This window comes from Kluyvera georgiana ATCC 51603 (assembly GCF_001654985.1).
Lineage (GTDB): Bacteria > Pseudomonadota > Gammaproteobacteria > Enterobacterales > Enterobacteriaceae > Kluyvera > Kluyvera georgiana.
Genome location: NZ_LXEU01000066.1, coordinates 1 through 18720, shown reverse-complemented (window position 1 = coordinate 18720; position 18720 = coordinate 1). Strand labels below are relative to the sequence as shown.

Genomic DNA, 18720 nt, shown 5'->3' with positions numbered 1-18720 from the left:
TCTTCAGGAAAAATAGACCGGCTGCCCCGTGGCGGCAGATTGATAGATGGCTTCAAGAATTTGTGTCACCACCAGCGCCTGCTGCGGCGTCACCACCAGCGGAGTATCGTCACGCACGGCGGCGATCCAGGCTTTCGCCTCCAGCAGCGCCGGGTCATCGTCGGTAGCGTCATAAAAATCAACGCCATCCGCGCCAAGCTGGATCCGCTGTTCATAGGTGGCGCCGTAGGCTTCGCCGTTAATCCGTAGCCCATCGAGCATATCCGCGCCGCCCTTCGTCCCCGATAGCGCGGTTTTCGCCTCGCCGATATCCAGGGTATTGAGCGCCCAGCTTGACTCGAGAATGATGGTCGCGCCGCCCTCCATCGTGATAAAGCCGAACGCAGAATCTTCAACGGTGAACTGCTCAGGATCCCACGGCCCCCAGGCGTTGGCCGCGTCTTTCATGGACGATAATTTATGGTAGGTGTTGCCCACGACGTATCGAGGCCGATAGTTGCCCATCATCCACAGGGTTAAGTCCAGCGCATGGGTGCCAATGTCGATCAGCGGGCCGCCGCCCTGTGCTTCTTCATCAAGGAATACGCCCCACGTCGGCACCGCGCGCCGACGTATGGCCTTCGCTTTGGCATAATAGATTTCGCCGAGGTCGCCGTTTTCGCACACCTGGTGCAGATAGCGTGAATCTTTGCGAAAGCGATTCTGGTAGCCAATAGTGAGCTTTTTCCCCGTCCGCTGCGCGGCGTCGACCATTGCCTGCGCCTCAGCGCTGGTTTTGGCCATCGGTTTTTCACACATCACATGCTTACCCGCTTCCAGCGCCGCAATTGAAATAACTGCGTGGGAAATATTCGGCGTACAAACATGAATGACATCAATATTTTCATGCGCGAGCAGGGTGTGGAAATTGGAATACGCCCGCGCGCCCGCCGCGCCGTATTCAAGCAGCGCCTTTTGCGCCCGTTCAATTTTAATATCGCAAAAAGCGACCATTTCAACATCTGGAAGCTGCGCAAGCGCCGGCATATGTTTTGCGTTAGCAATACCACCGCAGCCAATAATACCCACTCTAATCATCCCATGACTCTCCGTTTAATTGCAGCACACGGTCATGGTACAAAACCACAGCGGGTATTTCGTCCTGGCTTTAACTCATTTTATCCCGGATATTGACTTTTTATATTTTCGCGGCGCCATGCCGGCATCCTGTTTAAACACATGATGAAACGTTTTTACGCAGTTAAATCCTACCCGCTCAGCCACTTCAGAGATCGGAATATCTTCATTTAACAGCAGCCACTTCGCTTTATTCAGCCGGTAATTCTGCAAAAAGCGGACGAACGTCGTGCCAGTGTTGCTTTTAAAGAAACGGGTAAAATAGGCGGCATTGAATCCCATATACTCTGAAATATCATCCAGAGTGAGAGATTCATGATAATGGTTCTCCACATAGGAGAAGATTTTATCCAGCCGGGCGAGGGTTTTCTCTGACTTAAAGGCGACGGTGGCGTCCAGCGGACGCGCCGGGCTGTGCGCGTTGAGCGGAATATCACGATAGATGAGGGCAATCACCTCCAGCAGGCGGGCTTTGATCAGGTATTTATAGCCAACCGCCTTCTGTTCATCTTCCTCGTGAATATTGAGCAGCAGGCGCTGCATCGCTGCGGTCACATGCTCGGGCCACTGGCGGCTGTTGGTCAGCATGGTTGAAAAGATCTGTCGCAGCCCCGGCTGACCGTTAATCTGCAACGCCTCATCGTCGTGGAAGAGAAAGAAATCGAACTGAACCACCAGCCGTTCACTGTTCGGCGAGGCCAGAAAGTAGTGGGTTTCCCCAGCATTAATAAACTGAATTTCGCCTGCGCGCATCACAATGGGAACGTCGTTGACGCCAAGATGCAGCACGCCGCGGGTGACATAGATGATCTCCACCATCTTATGCCAATGAGGATAAGCCAGTACCTCCCCTTCATGCACAAAGCGCCGAAAGGGAAACTCGCGGTCCAGGCGGGGTATCTCAAGATAGTGACTCACCGGCCACCTCCCTGCTCGCTCTCCGGTGAAATCCCCCTCTCCACAGGAGAGAGGGATCGGCAGGATTATTCCGTCGTTTTCTTCTTCGCTGCGCGCTTAGCTTTGGTTGCCGCCGCGATTTTCTGCGTCTTGGTCGACGGCTTTTTCGCTTTCTTCGCCGCCCCTTTCTCGCCAGAAGCCGGTTTGGCTTTCGCCTTACCTTTCTTCTCGCCGCGGAAGGCGCTATCCGGTTCAAAGTTCACGCGCTTGCCAACCTGACGACGTTTACCGCCAGGTTTGCCACCCGCTTCCTTCTTCGATTTTTCACGCGCGGTTTTGCCAACGTTGCGCGGGCCGCGCTCGCTGGAGATCAGCGAGAAGTCGATCTTACGTTCGTCCATATTCACCGCTTCGACGCGAACTTCCACGCGGTCGCCAAGGCGATAGGTCTGGCCGCCGGATTCGCCGATCAGACGCTGGCCAACCTGGTCAAAGCGATAGTAGTCGTTATCGAGCGAGGAGACATGCACCAGGCCATCGATAAACAGCTCATCCAGACGGACGAAGAAGCCAAAGCCGGTGACGCTGGCGATCACGCCGTTAAAGACATTGCCCACCTGATCCTGCATAAAGTCGCATTTCAGCCAGTCGGAAACGTCACGGGTCGCTTCATCAGCGCGGCGTTCGGTCATCGAACAGTGCTGGCCCAACTGCAGCATCTCTTCCATGGAATAATGGTAGCCGCCGGTCTCCGTGCTGTTGCCTTTATGCCCCTGCTCTTTCGCCAGCAGATACTTGATGGCGCGGTGCAGCGACAGGTCAGGATAACGGCGAATCGGCGAAGTGAAGTGCGCATAGGATTGCAGCGCCAGGCCGAAGTGACCGCGGTTTTCCGGATCGTAAATCGCCTGCTTCATCGAGCGCAGCAGCATGGTCTGCAGCATTTCGGCATCCGGCCTGTCGGCAACGGATTCCAGCAGTTCGGCGTAGTCGCGCGGCTCCGGCTTGTTGCCGCCCGGCAGTTCCAGGCCCAACTCAGAAAGCACGGAACGGAACGCGGTGATCGCTTCGGTCGTTGGCTTATCGTGAATACGGAACAGCGCAGGCTCTTTAGCTTTCTCAACGAAACGCGCCGCCGAGATGTTGGCCAGGATCATGCACTCTTCAATCAGCTTGTGCGCGTCGTTACGCTGAGTCTGTTCAATACGCTCAATGCGGCGATCGGCGTTGAAGATAAACTTCGCTTCTTCACTTTCAAAGGAGATACCGCCACGTTCAGCACGAGCCTGATCCAGCACTTTGTAGAGGTTATGCAGCTCTTCAATATGTTTGACCAGCGGCGCGTACTGTTCGCGCAGTTCCTGATCGCCCTGCAGCATGTGCCAGACTTTGGTATAAGTCAGACGCGCATGCGAGCTCATCACCGCTTCATAGAATTTAAAGCCGGTTAAACGCCCTTTGTTTGAGACGGTCATTTCACAGACCATACATAAGCGGTCAACCTGCGGGTTCAGCGAGCACAAGCCGTTGGAGAGCACTTCCGGCAGCATCGGGACGACCTGCGTAGGGAAGTAGACGGAGGTCCCGCGGCTACGGGCTTCGTTATCCAGCGGTGTCGGTGGACGGACGTAGTAGCTCACGTCAGCAATCGCCACCCACAGGCGCCAGCCGCCGCCGCGTTTTTTCTCACAGTAGACCGCATCATCAAAGTCGCGGGCGTCTTCACCGTCGATGGTAACCAGCGGTAAATCACGCAGATCGACGCGGCCAATTTTGGCCTCTTCCGGCACTTCTTCTTTCAATCCCGCAACCTGCGCTTCTACCGCTGGCGGCCAGACATAGGGAATTTCATGGGTACGCAGCGCCATCTCAACGGCCACGCCGGTCCCCATATTATCGCCAAGCACTTCGACGATTTTACCGATCGCTTTGGTGCGACGGGTTGGGCGCTGGGTCAGTTCGACCACCACCACAAAGCCCATACGCGCACCCATTAGCGACTCTGGCGGGATAAGGATATCAAAGCTTAGACGGCTGTCGTCCGGGACCACAAAGCCGACGCCTGCGTCGGTAAAGTAGCGGCCAACAATCTGTGCGTTACGCGGTACCAGCACGCGAACGATGCGCGCTTCGCGACGACCTTTACGGTCCGCGCCCAGCGGCTGCGCCAGCACTTCATCACCGTGCATGCACATCTTCATCTGCTCACTGGACAGGTACAGGTCATCCTTGCGTCCTTCGACGCGCAGGAAGCCGTAACCATCCCGGTGGCCAATAACCATGCCTTTCAGCAGGTCCAGACGTTCCGGCAGCGCGTAGCACTGGCGGCGGGTGAAGACCAGTTGACCGTCGCGCTCCATCGCGCGCAGGCGGCGGCGAAGCGCTTCGATTTGCTCTTCGCCTTCAATATTCAGCTCAGCGGCCAGTTCTTCACGGTTAGCCGGTTTTTCGCGTTTTGTTAAATGTTCGAGGATAAATTCCCGGCTAGGGATAGGATTCGTATATTTTTCAGCTTCGCGCTGCTGGAAAGGATCTTGTGACATCTCGGTTCCTCCGTTGTCATCTCTGGTGAAGATATGCGTCACTCCACCAGCAATAATTTGTATAGCGGTTGATTGTGTTCAACCAAATCGGCCAGTGTGTAGTTATCCAGCTCCTTGAGAAAACTTTGCACGGCTTGAGATAACGCCTGTTTCAAACGACAGGCAGGCGTAATGTGGCAAAACTCGCTGCTGCAGTTCACTAACGACAGTGGTTCGAGTTCGCGTACCACGTCCCCCACGCGAATATCCTTCGCCGGTTTACCCAGTCGGATACCGCCATTTTTCCCCCGCACCGCCGTCACGTACCCGGCGCGGCTCAGCTGATTGATAATTTTAACCATATGGTTACGCGACACGCCGTAGACCTCGGTCACCTCCGAGATACTGGTCATATTGCCTTCCGGCAGCGACGCCATGTAAATCAGCGCGCGTAGTCCATAATCGGTAAAACTTGTTAACTGCACATCAACCTCAGGGAAAAGGGGAAAACAGGATGAGCCTGTTGATATTAATTATATTGATGATAAACCAGCCAGCCTGCGAGCCGCTAATTTATTTCTTTCGGGAAGGAAAAAAGCGAGGGTTTAACGCACGATTAAGCCGGATGACGACGCTTTGCGTCTTATCCGGCCTACAAAGCGAGTAGGCCTGATAAGCGCAGCGCCATCAGGCGCTGCGCCATGAACCAAAATTACGCGTCGAACGGGTCGCGCAGAATCATGGTTTCAGTACGGTCTGGGCCAGTTGAAATAATATCAATCGGCACGCCGGTCAGTTCTTCAATACGCTTGATGTAGTCCAGCGCTGCCTGCGGCAGGCCGCTACGTTCCTTCACGCCAAAGGTAGTTTCAGACCAGCCCGGCATGGTTTCGTAGATTGGCTCGATACCTTCCCAATCATCCGCCGCCAGCGGGGTGGTGGTGACTTCGCGGCCATCCGGCATGCGGTAGCCCACGCAGATCTTCACTTCTTTCAGACCGTCCAGAACATCCAGCTTGGTCAGGCAGAAGCCAGACAGCGAGTTGATCTGTACCGCACGACGCACGGCAACGGAGTCCAGCCAGCCGGTACGACGACGACGGCCGGTAGTGGCACCGTATTCGTTACCCTGCTTGCACAGGAACTCACCGGTTTCATCAAACAGTTCGGTCGGGAACGGACCGGCACCCACGCGAGTGGAGTACGCTTTGATGATGCCCAGTACGTAGTCAACATAGCGCGGGCCAAGGCCAGAACCGGTTGCTACGCCACCTGCGGTGGTGTTGGAAGAGGTCACGTACGGGTAGGTACCGTGGTCGATATCCAGCAGCGTACCCTGCGCACCTTCGAACATCACAAAGTCACCGCGTTTACGCGCCTGATCCAGCAGATCAGAAACGTCCACGACCATGCTGGTCAGGATGTCGGCAACCGCCATCACGTCGTCCAGCACTTTCTGGTAGTCAACTGCGTCAACTTTGTAGAAATTCACCAGCTGGAAGTTGTGATATTCCATCACTTCTTTCAGTTTGTCGGCGAAAGTGGCTTTATCGAAGAGATCGCCCACGCGCAGACCGCGACGAGCCACTTTATCTTCATAAGCCGGGCCGATACCGCGACCGGTAGTACCGATAGCTTTGGAGCCGCGTGCTTTTTCGCGAGCGTTATCCAGCGCGACGTGATAGTCGAGGATTAACGGGCATGCTTCGGAAAGCAGCAGACGTTCGCGAACCGGGATACCACGGTCTTCCAGGCCTTTCATCTCTTTCATCAGCGCAGCCGGAGACAGCACCACACCGTTACCGATGATGCTGGTGACATTCTCGCGGAGAATACCTGATGGAATAAGATGGAGGACGGTTTTTTCACCGTTGATTACGAGAGTATGGCCTGCGTTGTGGCCACCCTGATAGCGAACAACATATTTTGCACGCTCAGTAAGAAGATCGACGATCTTACCTTTACCTTCGTCACCCCATTGGGTGCCCAGTACGACGACGTTGTTACCCATTTTTCAAAATCACCCATTGCTTAAAAATGGATTCTACCATCGCTTTTTCAGATATACAGCACTTTTTCACCACAAAATGGCACTTTGGCGCTTGTTTTTTAATCAGCCAATCGTTTTCGTCAACATGTAGTAGATCACCACGCCGGCAACCACAAGACCGCCGCCAAATCGACGTAACATCGTATCCGGTAACTGCGTCATCGTAGAAATCATCTTACGCCATGCTTTCGGATAGAGCATCGGACCGAGGCCCTCGAGAACTAACACCAGCGCAAGGGCCAGCCAGATTGTGGAATTCATTTTTCATCCTTATAAAAGAAAACCACCGGCTCCCGAGGGAGGCGGTGGTTTTATTCAGGCGACCGTGCGCTTAGCGAGCGGTAGTTCCCGGGTTTTTCATGTAGCGGAAGAAATCGCTATCCGGGCTCAGCACCATCACGTCCTGGTTGCTATCGAAGCTCTTCTCGTAAGCACGCAGGCTACGGATAAAGGCGTAGAAGTCCGGGTCCTGGCTGAACGCATCGGCGAACAGTTTAGCGGCTTCTGCATCGCCTTCACCGCGCAGGATACGGCCCTGACGCTCCGCTTCTGCCAGCGTCTTCGTCACTTCATAGTCGGCGGTAGCGCGCAGTTTTTCTGCCTCTTCCTGCCCCTGAGAACGGTGACGACGAGCAACGGCTTCACGCTCGGCGCGCATACGGTTGTAGATAGCTTCAGACACTTCGGTCGGCAGGTTGATCTGCTTGATACGCACATCGACCACTTCAATACCTAACGCCGCCATACTGTTCGGGTTAATGGTTGGCCCTTTGATGTTCGCCTGCTGCTCAACGCGCTCTGCGGCTTCCGCAATGGCGCTATCGGCTGCCGGAGTCGCCACTTCATCTTCCGCGCCGGAAGAGCCGGAGTTCAGGGCATCGCGAACTTCCAGGGTCAGACGACCGCGGGAGTCGGTAACGATGTCTTTCACGTCCAGACGACCAATTTCAGAACGCAGACGGTCAGAGAACTTACGCTTCAGCAGCACTTCCGCCTGTGAGACGTCGCCGCCGCCGGTCGCCAGGAAGTAACGGCTAAAGTCGCTGATGCGCCACTTGATGTACGAGTCGACGATCAGGTCTTTCTTCTCTTTGGTCACGAAACGATCGGCCTGGTTATCCATGGTCTGGATACGCGCGTCCAGCATTTTCACCGACTGAATGAACGGCACCTTGAAGTGCAGGCCCGGCTCATAAATCAACGGTTTCTTATCGCTGTCGCGCACCACGCTGCTGAACTGGAACTTAATTCCGCGCTCGCCTTCTTTAACTACGAAGATAGAGGTGTACAGCACTACCAGCACGATGATGATAATCGCAATAACTGACTTACGCATCGTTATTCCCCCTGACGCTGGTAGTCGTTACGCTGCGCGTTGGCGCGGCGTTGGTCCATGATATTGCCCTGACTGGCAGACGAGGTGTTGCTCGCGCTACTGCTGGAAGAGGACGCAGGCGGCAGGCGCAACAGGTTATTCGCACCACTGCTATCGCTCTTTGCTGCCGGGGCGTTGCCGCCTTTCAGCATCTGATCCAGCGGCAGCACCATCAGGTTGCCGTTCTTGTTGTCGCTAACCAGCACTTTGCGGGTATGGCTCAGCACTTTCTCCATGGTCTCGATATACAGACGCTCGCGGGTAATCTGCGGTGCGGCTTTATATTCCGGCAGGATCTTGGCAAAACGAGCCACCTCACCCTGTGCTTCCAGAACGGTCTGAGTCTTATACGCACGCGCTTCTTCCAGAATACGCTGTGCCTGACCGTTAGCACGCGGCTGAACTTCGTTGGTGTACGCTTCTGCTTCACGGATGTACTGCTGCTCGTTTTCACGCGCGGCGATCGCATCATCAAAGGAAGACTTCACTTCTTCCGGCGGACGAGCGGCCTGGAAGTTGACGTCCAGCAGGGTAATACCCATGTTGTACGGACGAATGGTCTCTTCCAGCTCGCGCTGGGTATCGCTACGAATAACGGTACGACCTTCGGTCAGAATACGGTCCATGGTGTATTTACCGATGACGCCACGCAGGGCGCTGTCGGTGGCCTGACGCAGACTGTCGTCGGCGCTGGTCACGCTAAACAAATAGCGCTGCGGATCGGTCACTCGGTACTGCACGTTCATTTCGACGCGCACGACGTTTTCATCGGAAGTCAGCATCACGCCAGACGCGGCCAGTTCGCGTACGGCTTCTACGTTCACCGGCGTCACTTCATCGATGAAGGTCGGCTTCCAGTTCAGACCCGGCTCAACCAGGTGGCTGAACTTACCAAAGCGCGTCACAACCCCGCGCTCGGCTTCTTTGATGGTATAGAACCCGCTGGCCGCCCAAATGACGACCACGGCAGCTGCCGCGATACCGACAATGCGTCCGCCCATCGGGGTGCGTGGCCCCTGAGACGAACCGCTGCCGGAACCGCCCTTACCGCCCCCAAAACCACCGAGCTTCTTGCTCAGCTTACGGAAGATATCATCCAAATCCGGCGGCCCCTGATCGCGACCGCCTTTATTTCCATTCCCCCCGGAGTTGCCGCCTTGATTATTGCTGCTTCCCCACGGGTCGCGGTCTTGTCCGTTATTACCGGGCTGATTCCACGCCATGTTTATGCTCCATATTTGTTATGCGGTGATATACCTTTTCCCAGTCCAGATCATTTGGCTGATAACCGCGACGCCGTCCTGGTTGTCGCGGTCGCGCTGAGGCGACCTGAACCGCTGGGTGCCCAAAGGGCTAATGTTTTCAGGCAAGCTGCACGGTCAGACGACGTAGTCTGCCAGTGTCGGTTCTTGTTTACAGAGGCGACGCCAGTCGACAATCGGCATACGAACCTGCAGATTGACGCAGCCATCGTCCTCCATCCACTCTTTTTCGATTGCCTGAAGCTGATAAAAGCGACTGCGCAAACGCCCTTCCTGCGGAGGTAAACGCAACGTATGCTGCGCCACTTCGCCGGCCAGTCGTTCGGTCAACGCCTGAAAAAGGAGTGGTATCCCTACCCCGGTTTGTGCAGACAGCCACACCCGGATAGGTTTGTTCTCTTCATCACGGTCGATACGCGGCTCAAAATCCTCGAGCATATCGATCTTATTCATCACCAGCAGGGTCGGAATCTCGTGTGCGTCAATCTCTTCGAGAACGGTATTTACCGCATCGATGTTTTCCTGCACACGAACGTCCGCGGCATCAATCACGTGCAGCAGCAGCGTGGCTTCGCGCGTTTCCTGCAATGTGGCCTTAAACGCCGCCACCAGGTCATGCGGCAGGTGGCGAATAAAGCCTACGGTATCGGCCAGCACCGTTTCACCCACATCCGTCACGTCTATACGACGCAACGTTGGATCAAGGGTGGCAAACAGCTGGTCAGCGGCGTAGACCTCTGCCTGCGTGATATGGTTAAACAGCGTTGATTTCCCGGCGTTGGTGTACCCCACCAGCGATACCGTCGGAACATCGGCTTTCACACGCGAGCGTCGCCCCTGCTCGCGCTGTTTCTCCACGCGCTCAATGCGCGAGAGAATTTGCATAATGCGGTTACGCAGTAAACGACGGTCGGTTTCGAGCTGGGTTTCACCCGGGCCGCGCAAACCGATACCGCCTTTTTGTCTTTCAAGGTGCGTCCAGCCGCGCACCAGGCGCGTGGCCAGATGGCGCAGCTGCGCCAGCTCAACCTGCAGCTTACCTTCATGGGTACGCGCACGTTGGGCGAAAATATCTAAGATCAGACCGGTACGGTCGATAACCCGGCATTGACACAGAGCCTCAAGGTTACGCTCCTGTGCTGGGCTGAGTGCATGATCGAACAGCACAACGGAAGCGCCTGTCGCTTTGACGGCTTCCGCAATCTCGACAGCCTTACCTTCACCAACAAAATATTTTGGGTGCGGCGCTTTACGGCTACCAGTAATCACCTGCATTGCTTCGACGCCGGCGGAAGAGACCAGAGATTCAAACTCCTGGAGGTCTTCCATATCTTTGTCTTGCGTAAAATAGATGTGTACCAGCACCGCCTGCTCACCGGCGTCATAACGGTCAAACAAGCGTTATCTCTCCTGAAATACCAGCGGGGAACCCAGACATGCTGGCTCCCCGACATGGATTAACAGCCATCAACCTTATTCGGTTTCTTCGCTGTCTTGCTGTGCAGAACCCTGCGCGTTGCTACCGTGATGGTAGTTGCTACCGGTGCCGCCGCCAGCATTGTTGCTGTGATGGGAAACCGGACGGGACGGAACAACGGTAGAAATTGCGTGCTTATAGACCATCTGGCTGACCGTGTTTTTCAACAGGATCACGAACTGATCGAAAGACTCAATTTGCCCTTGCAGCTTAATACCATTCACCAAATAAATAGAAACTGGAACACGTTCCCGACGCAGTGCGTTCAGGAACGGATCTTGTAAAGATTGCCCCTTAGCCATTCTCTCTTTTCCTTATATGCTTATTTGTACTTATACACGCCATCCCTCAAGCCGCTTCTGCGTTATCTGCTTTGCTACAGCTCGAACGATGTTGCGTATGAACCTTACGATTCCGAAAATTGCGCACGATACGACTCAATTGTACACATTCAGTCTACACTAGCACCCACTACCTGTAATAGTTGGTTAAACGCCTGCTCCGGCTGTTCACTATCTAACCAGTGAACCCCTTCCCAGCCGCGTAACCACGTCACCTGGCGCTTGGCTAGCTGTCTCGTGGCACAAACTCCTCTATAAACCATTTCATCATAGGTAATTTCGCCTTCAAGGTATGACCACATCTGGCGATATCCCACACAACGAATGGAAGGCATGTCCGTATGCAAATCTCCACGGGCAAATAGCGCCCGCACTTCTGCTTCAAAACCCGAAGCCAACATCTGATGAAAACGCTGCTCAATGCGCTGATGGAGCAGTTCACGGCTCGCCGGGGCGATGGCGAACTGATGCACCTTGTAGGGCAGAGCGTCTCCTGACGTTTGCGTCAGCTCCGTTAAAGTTTTACCCGAAATGAAAAAAACTTCCAGTGCTCGGGAAAGTCTTTGCGGATCATTCGGATGAATGCGCTCGGCGGCAACGGGGTCAATTTCCCGTAGCTGCTGGTGCAGCGCTCCCCATCCTCGCTCTGCTGCCTGCTGCTCAATGCGGGCCCGGACTTCCGGGTCAGCCGAGGGCAGCGGTGATAAACCTTCAAGCAACGCCTTGAAATACAACATGGTTCCACCGACCAGCAGCGGAATTTTCCCTGCGGCAGTGATCTCGGCCATCTGCGCCAGCGCATCACGACGAAAATCCGCCGCCGAATAGGCCTGCGCAGGGTCAAGGATATCCATCAACCGGTGCGGGGCAGCAAGCTGCTCTTCCGCGCTCGGCTTTGCAGTGCCGATATCCATCCCTCGATAGATGAGGGCAGAATCCACACTAATCAACTCTACTGGCAAAACTTTACGCAGCTCAATGGCTAACGCCGTTTTGCCCGAGGCGGTCGGCCCCATCAAAAAAATTGCCTTAGGCAGGCTCGCCTCGGTTACGTCACTCATGTCTCAGGGCGTTCATCGCAGAATCTAAATCAACGGGTTGTAACAAACCACCCGGCGGAGCTTTGACCAGCTGCGGGCAAAGACGTTCAACGTCAGCCAGCATCGCGATGGCCTGCGCGGTGTTCCACTGCGCGTGGTCGCTTGCCAGATGACGGGCCAACCACTGCGCCACGTTTCCGGCATCAACCTGAGTTTTCTCCACCAGGTAGCCTATCAGTTCAGGAATCAAGATTTGTAAATTTTGTTGTCGTAAGGGTAAAGGCACGGCGCGAATCGTGACATGCTGCCCTTCCAGCAGGATTTCGATGCCCAGTTGGCCCAGCATTTCCCGCGCATTTTCCAGGGTTTTCCGTTCGTTCTCTGACGCTTTCAGGCGCAGAGGGATAAGCAGCGGCTGGGCGCAAATGGTGGCCCCGCCGGGCGTCAGTTGCGCCTGACGCAGCCAGCGTTCTGCGACCGGTAACGACAGCAGATTAAGCTTACCGTCACGCTCCAGCAGCGCGCAGCGCTCATCGATGATAGCCAGCACACGACCAAAGCTTTGGCTGTGCCCCGCCAGGTTTTCAGCCGCGGGTTTCGCGGGCTCCGGGCGACTTGCCGGCGTATCCAACAGCTGGCGATAGAGTGCCCCTTGCTGTTTCTGGTAGCCCGGCTGCGCGTTCGGCCAGCTGGCGCCAGCGCTGCGGCTACCGCCAGAAGCGGGTTGGTAGCGCGGCGCTTCCGGCTCGCGCGCCACCGCCGGTTCGGCAAACTGATTACGCCCAGCCGCGACGCGGTTTTCCGGCAGCGCGCGCGGGGCGGGTTCATCGTCTTCCGCTAAGGGCAACGGCGCGTCCAGCTGTTGTTGCAGCACGCTCAAGACGCCTTGATAGATAAAGTCATGCACCAGACGAGACTGGTGGAAACGCACCTCGTGTTTAGCCGGGTGGACGTTCACATCCACCTGGTGCGGGTCAATCTCCAGATACAGCACAAACGCTGGCTGCTGATCCGCGCCGAGCTTGTCTTCACAGGCCTGTCGAATGGCGTGGTTAATCAGCCGGTCGCGCATCATGCGACCGTTCACGTAGCAATACTGAATCTCAGCCAGCGCGGCGGTAGTGTGTTTTGGGTCGGCAACCCAGCCGTGCATCGCCAGGTCGCCGTGCTGCCACTCAATCGCCAGCGCCTGTTCCAGGAACGGTACGCCGCAAATGGCCCCCAGACGGCGTTCTTTCGACGCCCCTTCCGTCACCGCGCGATACTGGCGAATTATTTTGCCATTGTGGGTCAGGTTGAAACTCACATCGAAGCGCGCCAGCGCAATGCGGCGAATGATCTCATCGATATGATTGAATTCGGTTTTTTCGGTGCGCATAAACTTGCGCCGCGCGGGGGTATTGTAGAAGAGATCTAACACTTCCAGCGTCGTTCCCACCGGGTGTGCGGCAGGTTTCACGGTGACGTCCTGATCGCGGCCTTCCGCGTAGGCCTGCCAGGCTTCCTGCTGCTGTTCCGTGCGCGAGGTCAGCGTCAGCCGCGAGACCGAACTGATACTCGCCAGCGCTTCGCCGCGAAAACCGAGGCTGACGATCGCTTCCAGATCGTCAAGCGAGGCAATTTTGCTGGTCGCATGCCGGGCAAGCGCCAGCGCCAGCTCATCTTTCTTAATACCGCAGCCGTTATCGCGGATGCGGATAAGCTTTGCCCCACCGCGTTCGATATCAATATCGATGCGGGTAGCCCCCGCATCGAGACTGTTCTCCACCAGTTCTTTCACTACCGAGGCAGGCCGCTCAACCACTTCACCCGCGGCAATCTGGTTCGCAAGCTGCGGCGGTAAAACCTGAATCGGCATGAAAACTCCTTAGTTAACGAGCGTCCTGTTGGATGACGCGGCGCTGGCGGTCTGCGACTGTTCGTCACGAGGGCCGGATTGTATCGGATGCGCCGTAAAATAGTTACGTAAACCGTTATAAATGGCTTCAGCAATTTTCTGCTGATAGTCATCGCTGTCCAGCAGGCGTTCTTCGCTGCTGTTGCTGATAAAGCCGGTCTCGACCAGAATCGACGGAATATCCGGCGAACGCAGCACGCCGAGGCTGGCGTGTTCCGGACGACGCTTATGCAGATTACCGACGCGCTGCAGCTGGCTGATGACGTTGGTGGCCACATCATACCCTACACGCTGGGAATGACCGAACTGCAGATCCAGCACCGCCTGGCTCAGATACGGATCGGCCTGGCTGTTTGCCAACACGTCGCCCGCGCCGCCCAGCAGCTCAGACTGTTTCTCATGCTGTTCAAGCCAGCCCGCCATTTCGCTGTTGGCGCGACGGTTAGAGAGCACCCAGACCGACGCGCCGGTAGCGTCGCGGTTTGGCGCGGCGTCCGCGTGAATGGAGACCAGGAAGGAGGCGTTCTGCTTACGTGCCACGTCGGAGCGACCCATCACCGAAATAAAATAGTCGCCGTCGCGAGTCAACACGCCTTTAAACATCGGATCGTCGTTGAGCAACGCTCTGAGTTTCCGGGCAATGGCGATGGTGACATTCTTCTCACGCGTACCGCCTGGACCAATCGCCCCCGGATCCTGGCCGCCGTGCCCGGCGTCAATCGCGATAATCACTTTATCGCCGGAAACGCTGCGCGCACGGGCCGCCGGACGCGGCGCCGGAGCGGTATTGCTGGCAATTGCCGGCTGGCGCTCCGAGCTGAAGCTGCTGCCGCTATTGCTGCTGTTGCCGCTAAACGGGTTGCGCGCGGGCTGGCTTGGTACCGGCGCCGGCGTGACGACTGGCGTTTCCACACGCTTCGCGACGACAGGCGGCGGTGGAGGCGGTGGAACGTCGGCATTAATGGTAAACACCACGGTGTAGTTAGCGCCGTTTTGCTGCTTCACCGCGCGGGTTTTGCCGTTTTCGGTGAGATCGACCACCAGACGCAGCGACCGATCGTCTTTCGGCGTGCCGGAACGGATCGCCTTCACCAGGTTGTTGCCGCTAAAGCGCAGCGGCAAGCCTTGAATCACGCCCGTTTGCTTGATGTCGAGCACCACGCTGCGTTTGTCATCCTGGCTAAAGTTATATTCCGGGTCACCCATAAAGCTGAAGGTGATCCGCGCCTGCGTTTCACTATTCGCTACCTGAATATCGGACAAGCTCGCCGCCATTGCCGGTGCGCCCACCAGCATCAGCGCCGCCATCAACCACCCTTTTGCGCGAAAAATCATCCTGGGATCCCTTAAATTAACCGGCAAACCGCGCCAGCAGAGACTCACCTAATGAGGAGACCGCGGCAATGCGCGCCTCACGCCCTTGCGCCTGGTAATCTAAGTGTATTTCGATATCCGGCTCGGGCAGAACACCTGCGCCCTGTTGCGGCCATTCCACCAGGCAGATGGCATCGTTAGCAAAGTAATCGCGGATCCCCATAAATTCGAGCTCCTCGGGATCCGCAAGACGGTAAAGATCAAAATGGTAAACCATCAGTTTATCGAGCTGGTACGGTTCGACCAGCGTATAGGTCGGGCTTTTGACGTTGCCGTTATGCCCCAACGCCTGCAGGAATCCGCGGCTGAAGGTGGTTTTCCCCGCGCCTAAATCGCCGTACAGATAGATGACCGTCGCGCCGACGCAGGCCTGCGCCACTCGGTTGCCAAGGTCCAGGGTTGCCTGCTCGTCAGGTAAAGGAATCACTCGATTAATCATGGTCTACGTCAATCACATCCGGGTTAACAACACGCCGTAGCGTGGAAAAGAGATCGGTCGCCAGCATTCCGCGGGTGCCATAGCGCGCAGCCAGCTTGTCCGCCGCCGCGCCGTGGGCGATACACCCTGCGCACGCAGCATCATACGGCGATAAGGCCTGCCCCAGCAATGCGCCAATAATGCCCGAAAGCACATCGCCCATGCCGCCGCTGGCCATACCAGCATTTCCGGCATCAATAATACTGAGCGAGCCGTGTTCATCAGCCACCACCGTCCCCGCGCCTTTCAGCACCGCAACGCCACCGTACCGTTGTACCAGACGCTGTGCAGAAAGTAAGCGATCGTCCTCAATTTCTGCCACCCGGCAGTTGAGCAAACGCGCGGCCTCGCCGGGGTGCGGCGTGATCACGCGATTGTGACGTTTATCCGGATTGAATGCCAGCAGGTTCAAAGCGTCGGCGTCCCAAAGCGTCGGTTTACGGACGTTTTCCACTTTGCGCAGCGCCTGTTTGCCCCACTCCGCCTGACCCAAGCCGGGGCCAATCACCACCACATCGGCCCATTCCAGACTTTCATCAAGCAGCTGCGGCGTCAGCTCATGCACCATCAGTTCAGGACGGGCGGTGATAATCGGCGCGACGTTTTCCGCGCGGGTGAGTACACGCACCAGGCCTGCCCCCGCCCGCAGCGCCGCTTCACCGGCCATGCGGATGGCCCCGGCAGTGCCGTGATCGCCGCCGATCAGCACCAGACGGCCGTGATCGCCTTTGTGCGAGGTAGGACGACGCGGGGTCAACCATTGCGCCAGCTGCGAGGCATCCAGACGCTGAATATGTGTGGGGTGTTCTGCCAGCCACGACTCTAATTCCAGCTCATGATGATGCAGCGTGCCGACCACATCACGCGCTTTACCGGTCAGTAACCCCGGTTTCAGGGCGATAAACGTGATGGTGTGCGCAGCATCAATCACCGCTCCCGGCGTCGCGCCGGTCTGAGCGTTAAGTCCGGAGGGAATATCCAGCGCGATAATCGGCGCCGGGAAACGATTCGCTTGCGCTATTAGGCTTGCGATGGGGTCACGTGGCGCATTTTGCAGCCCGGTACCCAGTAGGCCATCAATAATCAGATCGGTATCCTTTGGCCACGGGATATCCGTCGCGTGGATAACACCGCCCGCTTCCAGCCACGCCTCGCGAGCGGCGAGCGCCTCGTCCGGCAGCGGTTTTTCGCTATCCTGCGCCAGCAGCGTGACGCGAATCCCCGCCGCCTGTGCCAGGCGCGCGACCACGTAGCCGTCGCCGCCGTTATTGCCATGGCCGCAAAGAATTAGCCAGCGGCTTGAGGCGGGATACGCCGCGCGGGCCACCTCAAACGCCGCCTGACCGGCGCGCTGCATGAGTTCGTAAAGGGAAATGCCGAGATCCGCTGCCGCCGTTTTTTCGGCGCGACGCAGCGCATCCGCAGGCCAAATGGAGTGTGGTATACTTTGGGGGTTTCTTGTCAATGTATGGTCCGTCATGTCACAGCCCCTCGATCTCAATCAATTAGCGCAACAAATCAAACTGTGGGGCACTGAACTGGGCTTTCAGCAGGTCGGCATTACCGATACCGATCTCAGCGCCTCGGAGCCCAAACTGCAGGCATGGCTGGATAAACAATACCACGGCGAGATGGAATGGATGGCGCGGCACGGAATGATGCGCGCCCGTCCGCACGAACTGCAACCCGGAACGCTCCGGGTCATTAGCGTTCGCATGAACTATCTTCCCGCCAATGCAGCCTTTGCCCGCACGCTGAAAAATCCCGAGCTCGGTTACGTCAGCCGTTATGCCCTGGGGCGTGATTATCATAAGCTGTTGCGTAACCGCCTTAAAAAGCTCGGCGAAATGATTCAGGAACGGTGCGTCTCGCTGAATTTTAGACCGTTTGTTGACTCAGCGCCTATTCTTGAGCGCCCATTAGCGGAAAAAGCGGGAATTGGCTGGACAGGTAAGCACTCACTAACCCTCAACCGCGATGCCGGATCGTTCTTTTTCCTCGGCGAACTGTTGGTGGATATTCCGCTGCCCGTCGACCAACCGGTGGCCGAAGAGTGCGGGCGCTGCGTGGCCTGTATGACCATCTGCCCGACAGGGGCGATTGTTGAGCCTTATACCGTCGACGCTCGCCGCTGCATCTCCTACCTGACCATTGAACTGGAAGGCGCGATCCCGGAAGAATTTCGTCCGCTATTGGGCAATCGTATTTACGGCTGCGACGACTGCCAGCTAATCTGCCCATGGAACCGCTTCTCACAGCTTACCGACGAAGCTGATTTCAGCCCGCGCAAAGCGCTGCACGCCCCTGAGCTGATTGAACTGTTCGCCTGGAGTGAGGCCCATTTTCTGAAAGTGACCGAAGGTTCCGCTATTCGCCGTATCGGCCACCTGCGCTGGCTACGCAATATTGCCGTCGCGCTCGGCAACGCGCCGTGGAGCGAAGCCGCGCTTAACGCGCTGGAGAGTCGCCAAGGTGAGCACCCACTTCTCGATGAGCACATCACGTGGGCGATTGCGCAGCAAATTGCCCGTCGTAACGAGGGGGCTGTAGAGGTCCAGCTACCGAAAAAACAGCGTCTGGTGCGAGTGGTAGAAAAAGGCCTGCCGCGCGACGCGTAATCTATTCACAGCCTGTGAGTAAAAATAAAAAGGCATTGCGTTTCAACACGCCAAAGTTCGTCAAGCGATCTTGCTAACATTTTGAAATGGTATATTTCTATATATATCAACAACATAATTAAAGTTGTAAAAATCTTAAGAAAATTAGCGTACGAAGAAGCTGATGACAGCCTGTGGATAAGTCTGTTTACAAGAGTATTTCGGAAACGAAAAAAACAACCTCAACGACAATTTGCGTTGTGGAAGTAATTTTATTCTGGAAGAAAATTTGGA

Annotated in this window: 16 protein-coding genes; 1 reads left to right on the top strand and 15 read right to left on the bottom strand. The window is 56.3% G+C overall.

Translation table 11 applies throughout. From position 1 onward, the window contains the following. Positions 1-3: 3 nt before the first annotated feature. The 15 genes from M989_RS16040 to nnr all read right to left on the bottom strand — a co-directional run bounded on the left by M989_RS16040 (position 4) and on the right by nnr (position 17309). Entirely contained in the window at positions 4-1077 is a 1074-nt protein-coding gene (locus M989_RS16040; protein WP_064546868.1) for a Gfo/Idh/MocA family protein, read from the bottom strand. Between the two features lie 75 nt (positions 1078-1152). Further along, positions 1153-2034 carry an AraC family transcriptional regulator gene (locus tag M989_RS16035; protein ID WP_064546867.1) on the bottom strand — a complete coding sequence of 294 codons (882 nt, stop codon included), beginning with the start codon at positions 2032-2034 and terminating at the stop codon, positions 1153-1155. A gap of 65 nt (positions 2035-2099) precedes the next feature. Then, complete coding sequence (gene rnr, locus M989_RS16030; protein WP_064546865.1) at positions 2100-4556, bottom strand: ribonuclease R; 2457 nt, start codon at positions 4554-4556, stop codon at positions 2100-2102. Positions 4557-4594: 38 nt separating this feature from the next. After that, a complete protein-coding gene (gene nsrR / locus M989_RS16025; protein WP_064546863.1) occupies positions 4595-5020 on the bottom strand; it encodes a nitric oxide-sensing transcriptional repressor NsrR in 426 nt (141 codons plus the stop codon). 227 nt (positions 5021-5247) lie between these two features. Next, positions 5248-6546: an adenylosuccinate synthase gene (locus M989_RS16020; RefSeq protein ID WP_064546862.1), complete on the bottom strand. Its 1299-nt coding sequence runs from the start codon at positions 6544-6546 to the stop codon at positions 5248-5250. A gap of 102 nt (positions 6547-6648) precedes the next feature. Beyond that, positions 6649-6846 carry a DUF2065 domain-containing protein gene (locus M989_RS16015; protein ID WP_064546860.1) on the bottom strand — a complete coding sequence of 66 codons (198 nt, stop codon included), beginning with the start codon at positions 6844-6846 and terminating at the stop codon, positions 6649-6651. Between the two features lie 70 nt (positions 6847-6916). Beyond that, positions 6917-7921 carry a protease modulator HflC gene (gene hflC, locus M989_RS16010; RefSeq protein WP_064546859.1) on the bottom strand — a complete coding sequence of 335 codons (1005 nt, stop codon included), beginning with the start codon at positions 7919-7921 and terminating at the stop codon, positions 6917-6919. Between the two features lie 2 nt (positions 7922-7923). Beyond that, on the bottom strand, positions 7924-9183 hold the full coding sequence (gene hflK / locus M989_RS16005) for an FtsH protease activity modulator HflK (protein ID WP_064546857.1): 1260 nt from the start codon (positions 9181-9183) through the stop codon (positions 7924-7926). A 156-nt stretch (positions 9184-9339) separates the two neighbouring features. After that, positions 9340-10620 (bottom strand): ribosome rescue GTPase HflX, encoded by a 1281-nt coding sequence (gene hflX / locus M989_RS16000; RefSeq protein WP_064546856.1) that lies wholly within the window; start codon positions 10618-10620, stop codon positions 9340-9342. Positions 10621-10695: 75 nt separating this feature from the next. Then, the gene (gene hfq, locus M989_RS15995; protein WP_052284691.1) at positions 10696-11001 is read right to left on the bottom strand and encodes an RNA chaperone Hfq; all 306 of its coding nucleotides are present in this window, start codon (positions 10999-11001) and stop codon (positions 10696-10698) included. Positions 11002-11150: 149 nt separating this feature from the next. Further along, entirely contained in the window at positions 11151-12101 is a 951-nt protein-coding gene (gene miaA, locus M989_RS15990) for a tRNA (adenosine(37)-N6)-dimethylallyltransferase MiaA (RefSeq protein ID WP_064546853.1), read from the bottom strand. Beyond that, positions 12094-13938 (bottom strand): DNA mismatch repair endonuclease MutL, encoded by a 1845-nt coding sequence (gene mutL / locus M989_RS15985; protein ID WP_064546851.1) that lies wholly within the window; start codon positions 13936-13938, stop codon positions 12094-12096. Before mutL ends, miaA begins: the two co-directional genes overlap by 8 nt. Positions 13939-13947: 9 nt before the next feature. Continuing rightward, on the bottom strand, positions 13948-15312 hold the full coding sequence (gene amiB, locus M989_RS15980; protein WP_064546849.1) for an N-acetylmuramoyl-L-alanine amidase AmiB: 1365 nt from the start codon (positions 15310-15312) through the stop codon (positions 13948-13950). A gap of 16 nt (positions 15313-15328) precedes the next feature. Continuing rightward, positions 15329-15790: a tRNA (adenosine(37)-N6)-threonylcarbamoyltransferase complex ATPase subunit type 1 TsaE gene (tsaE, locus tag M989_RS15975; RefSeq protein ID WP_064546847.1), complete on the bottom strand. Its 462-nt coding sequence runs from the start codon at positions 15788-15790 to the stop codon at positions 15329-15331. Further along, the gene (gene nnr / locus M989_RS15970; RefSeq protein ID WP_064546845.1) at positions 15783-17309 is read right to left on the bottom strand and encodes a bifunctional ADP-dependent NAD(P)H-hydrate dehydratase/NAD(P)H-hydrate epimerase; all 1527 of its coding nucleotides are present in this window, start codon (positions 17307-17309) and stop codon (positions 15783-15785) included. Before nnr ends, tsaE begins: the two co-directional genes overlap by 8 nt. Here nnr and queG point away from each other — a divergent pair. After that, complete coding sequence (gene queG, locus M989_RS15965; protein WP_064546843.1) at positions 17308-18447, top strand: tRNA epoxyqueuosine(34) reductase QueG; 1140 nt, start codon at positions 17308-17310, stop codon at positions 18445-18447. The genes nnr and queG overlap by 2 nt on opposite strands. Positions 18448-18720 lie beyond the last annotated feature (273 nt).

Excerpts from the sequence above, each read along its gene's own strand:
- mutL (WP_064546851.1), bottom strand. The coding sequence starts at position 13,938 with ATGCCGATTCAGGTTTTACCGCCGCAGCTTGCGAACCAGATTGCCGCG.
- M989_RS16040 (WP_064546868.1), bottom strand. The coding sequence starts at position 1,077 with ATGATTAGAGTGGGTATTATTGGCTGCGGTGGTATTGCTAACGCAAAA.
- hflK (WP_064546857.1), bottom strand. The coding sequence starts at position 9,183 with ATGGCGTGGAATCAGCCCGGTAATAACGGACAAGACCGCGACCCGTGG.
- M989_RS16020 (WP_064546862.1), bottom strand. The coding sequence starts at position 6,546 with ATGGGTAACAACGTCGTCGTACTGGGCACCCAATGGGGTGACGAAGGT.
- rnr (WP_064546865.1), bottom strand. The coding sequence starts at position 4,556 with ATGTCACAAGATCCTTTCCAGCAGCGCGAAGCTGAAAAATATACGAAT.
- nnr (WP_064546845.1), bottom strand. The coding sequence starts at position 17,309 with ATGACGGACCATACATTGACAAGAAACCCCCAAAGTATACCACACTCC.
- M989_RS16015 (WP_064546860.1), bottom strand. The coding sequence starts at position 6,846 with ATGAATTCCACAATCTGGCTGGCCCTTGCGCTGGTGTTAGTTCTCGAG.
- hflC (WP_064546859.1), bottom strand. The coding sequence starts at position 7,921 with ATGCGTAAGTCAGTTATTGCGATTATCATCATCGTGCTGGTAGTGCTG.
- tsaE (WP_064546847.1), bottom strand. The coding sequence starts at position 15,790 with ATGATTAATCGAGTGATTCCTTTACCTGACGAGCAGGCAACCCTGGAC.
- amiB (WP_064546849.1), bottom strand. The coding sequence starts at position 15,312 with ATGATTTTTCGCGCAAAAGGGTGGTTGATGGCGGCGCTGATGCTGGTG.
- hfq (WP_052284691.1), bottom strand. The coding sequence starts at position 11,001 with ATGGCTAAGGGGCAATCTTTACAAGATCCGTTCCTGAACGCACTGCGT.
- queG (WP_064546843.1), top strand. The coding sequence starts at position 17,308 with ATGTCACAGCCCCTCGATCTCAATCAATTAGCGCAACAAATCAAACTG.
- miaA (WP_064546853.1), bottom strand. The coding sequence starts at position 12,101 with ATGAGTGACGTAACCGAGGCGAGCCTGCCTAAGGCAATTTTTTTGATG.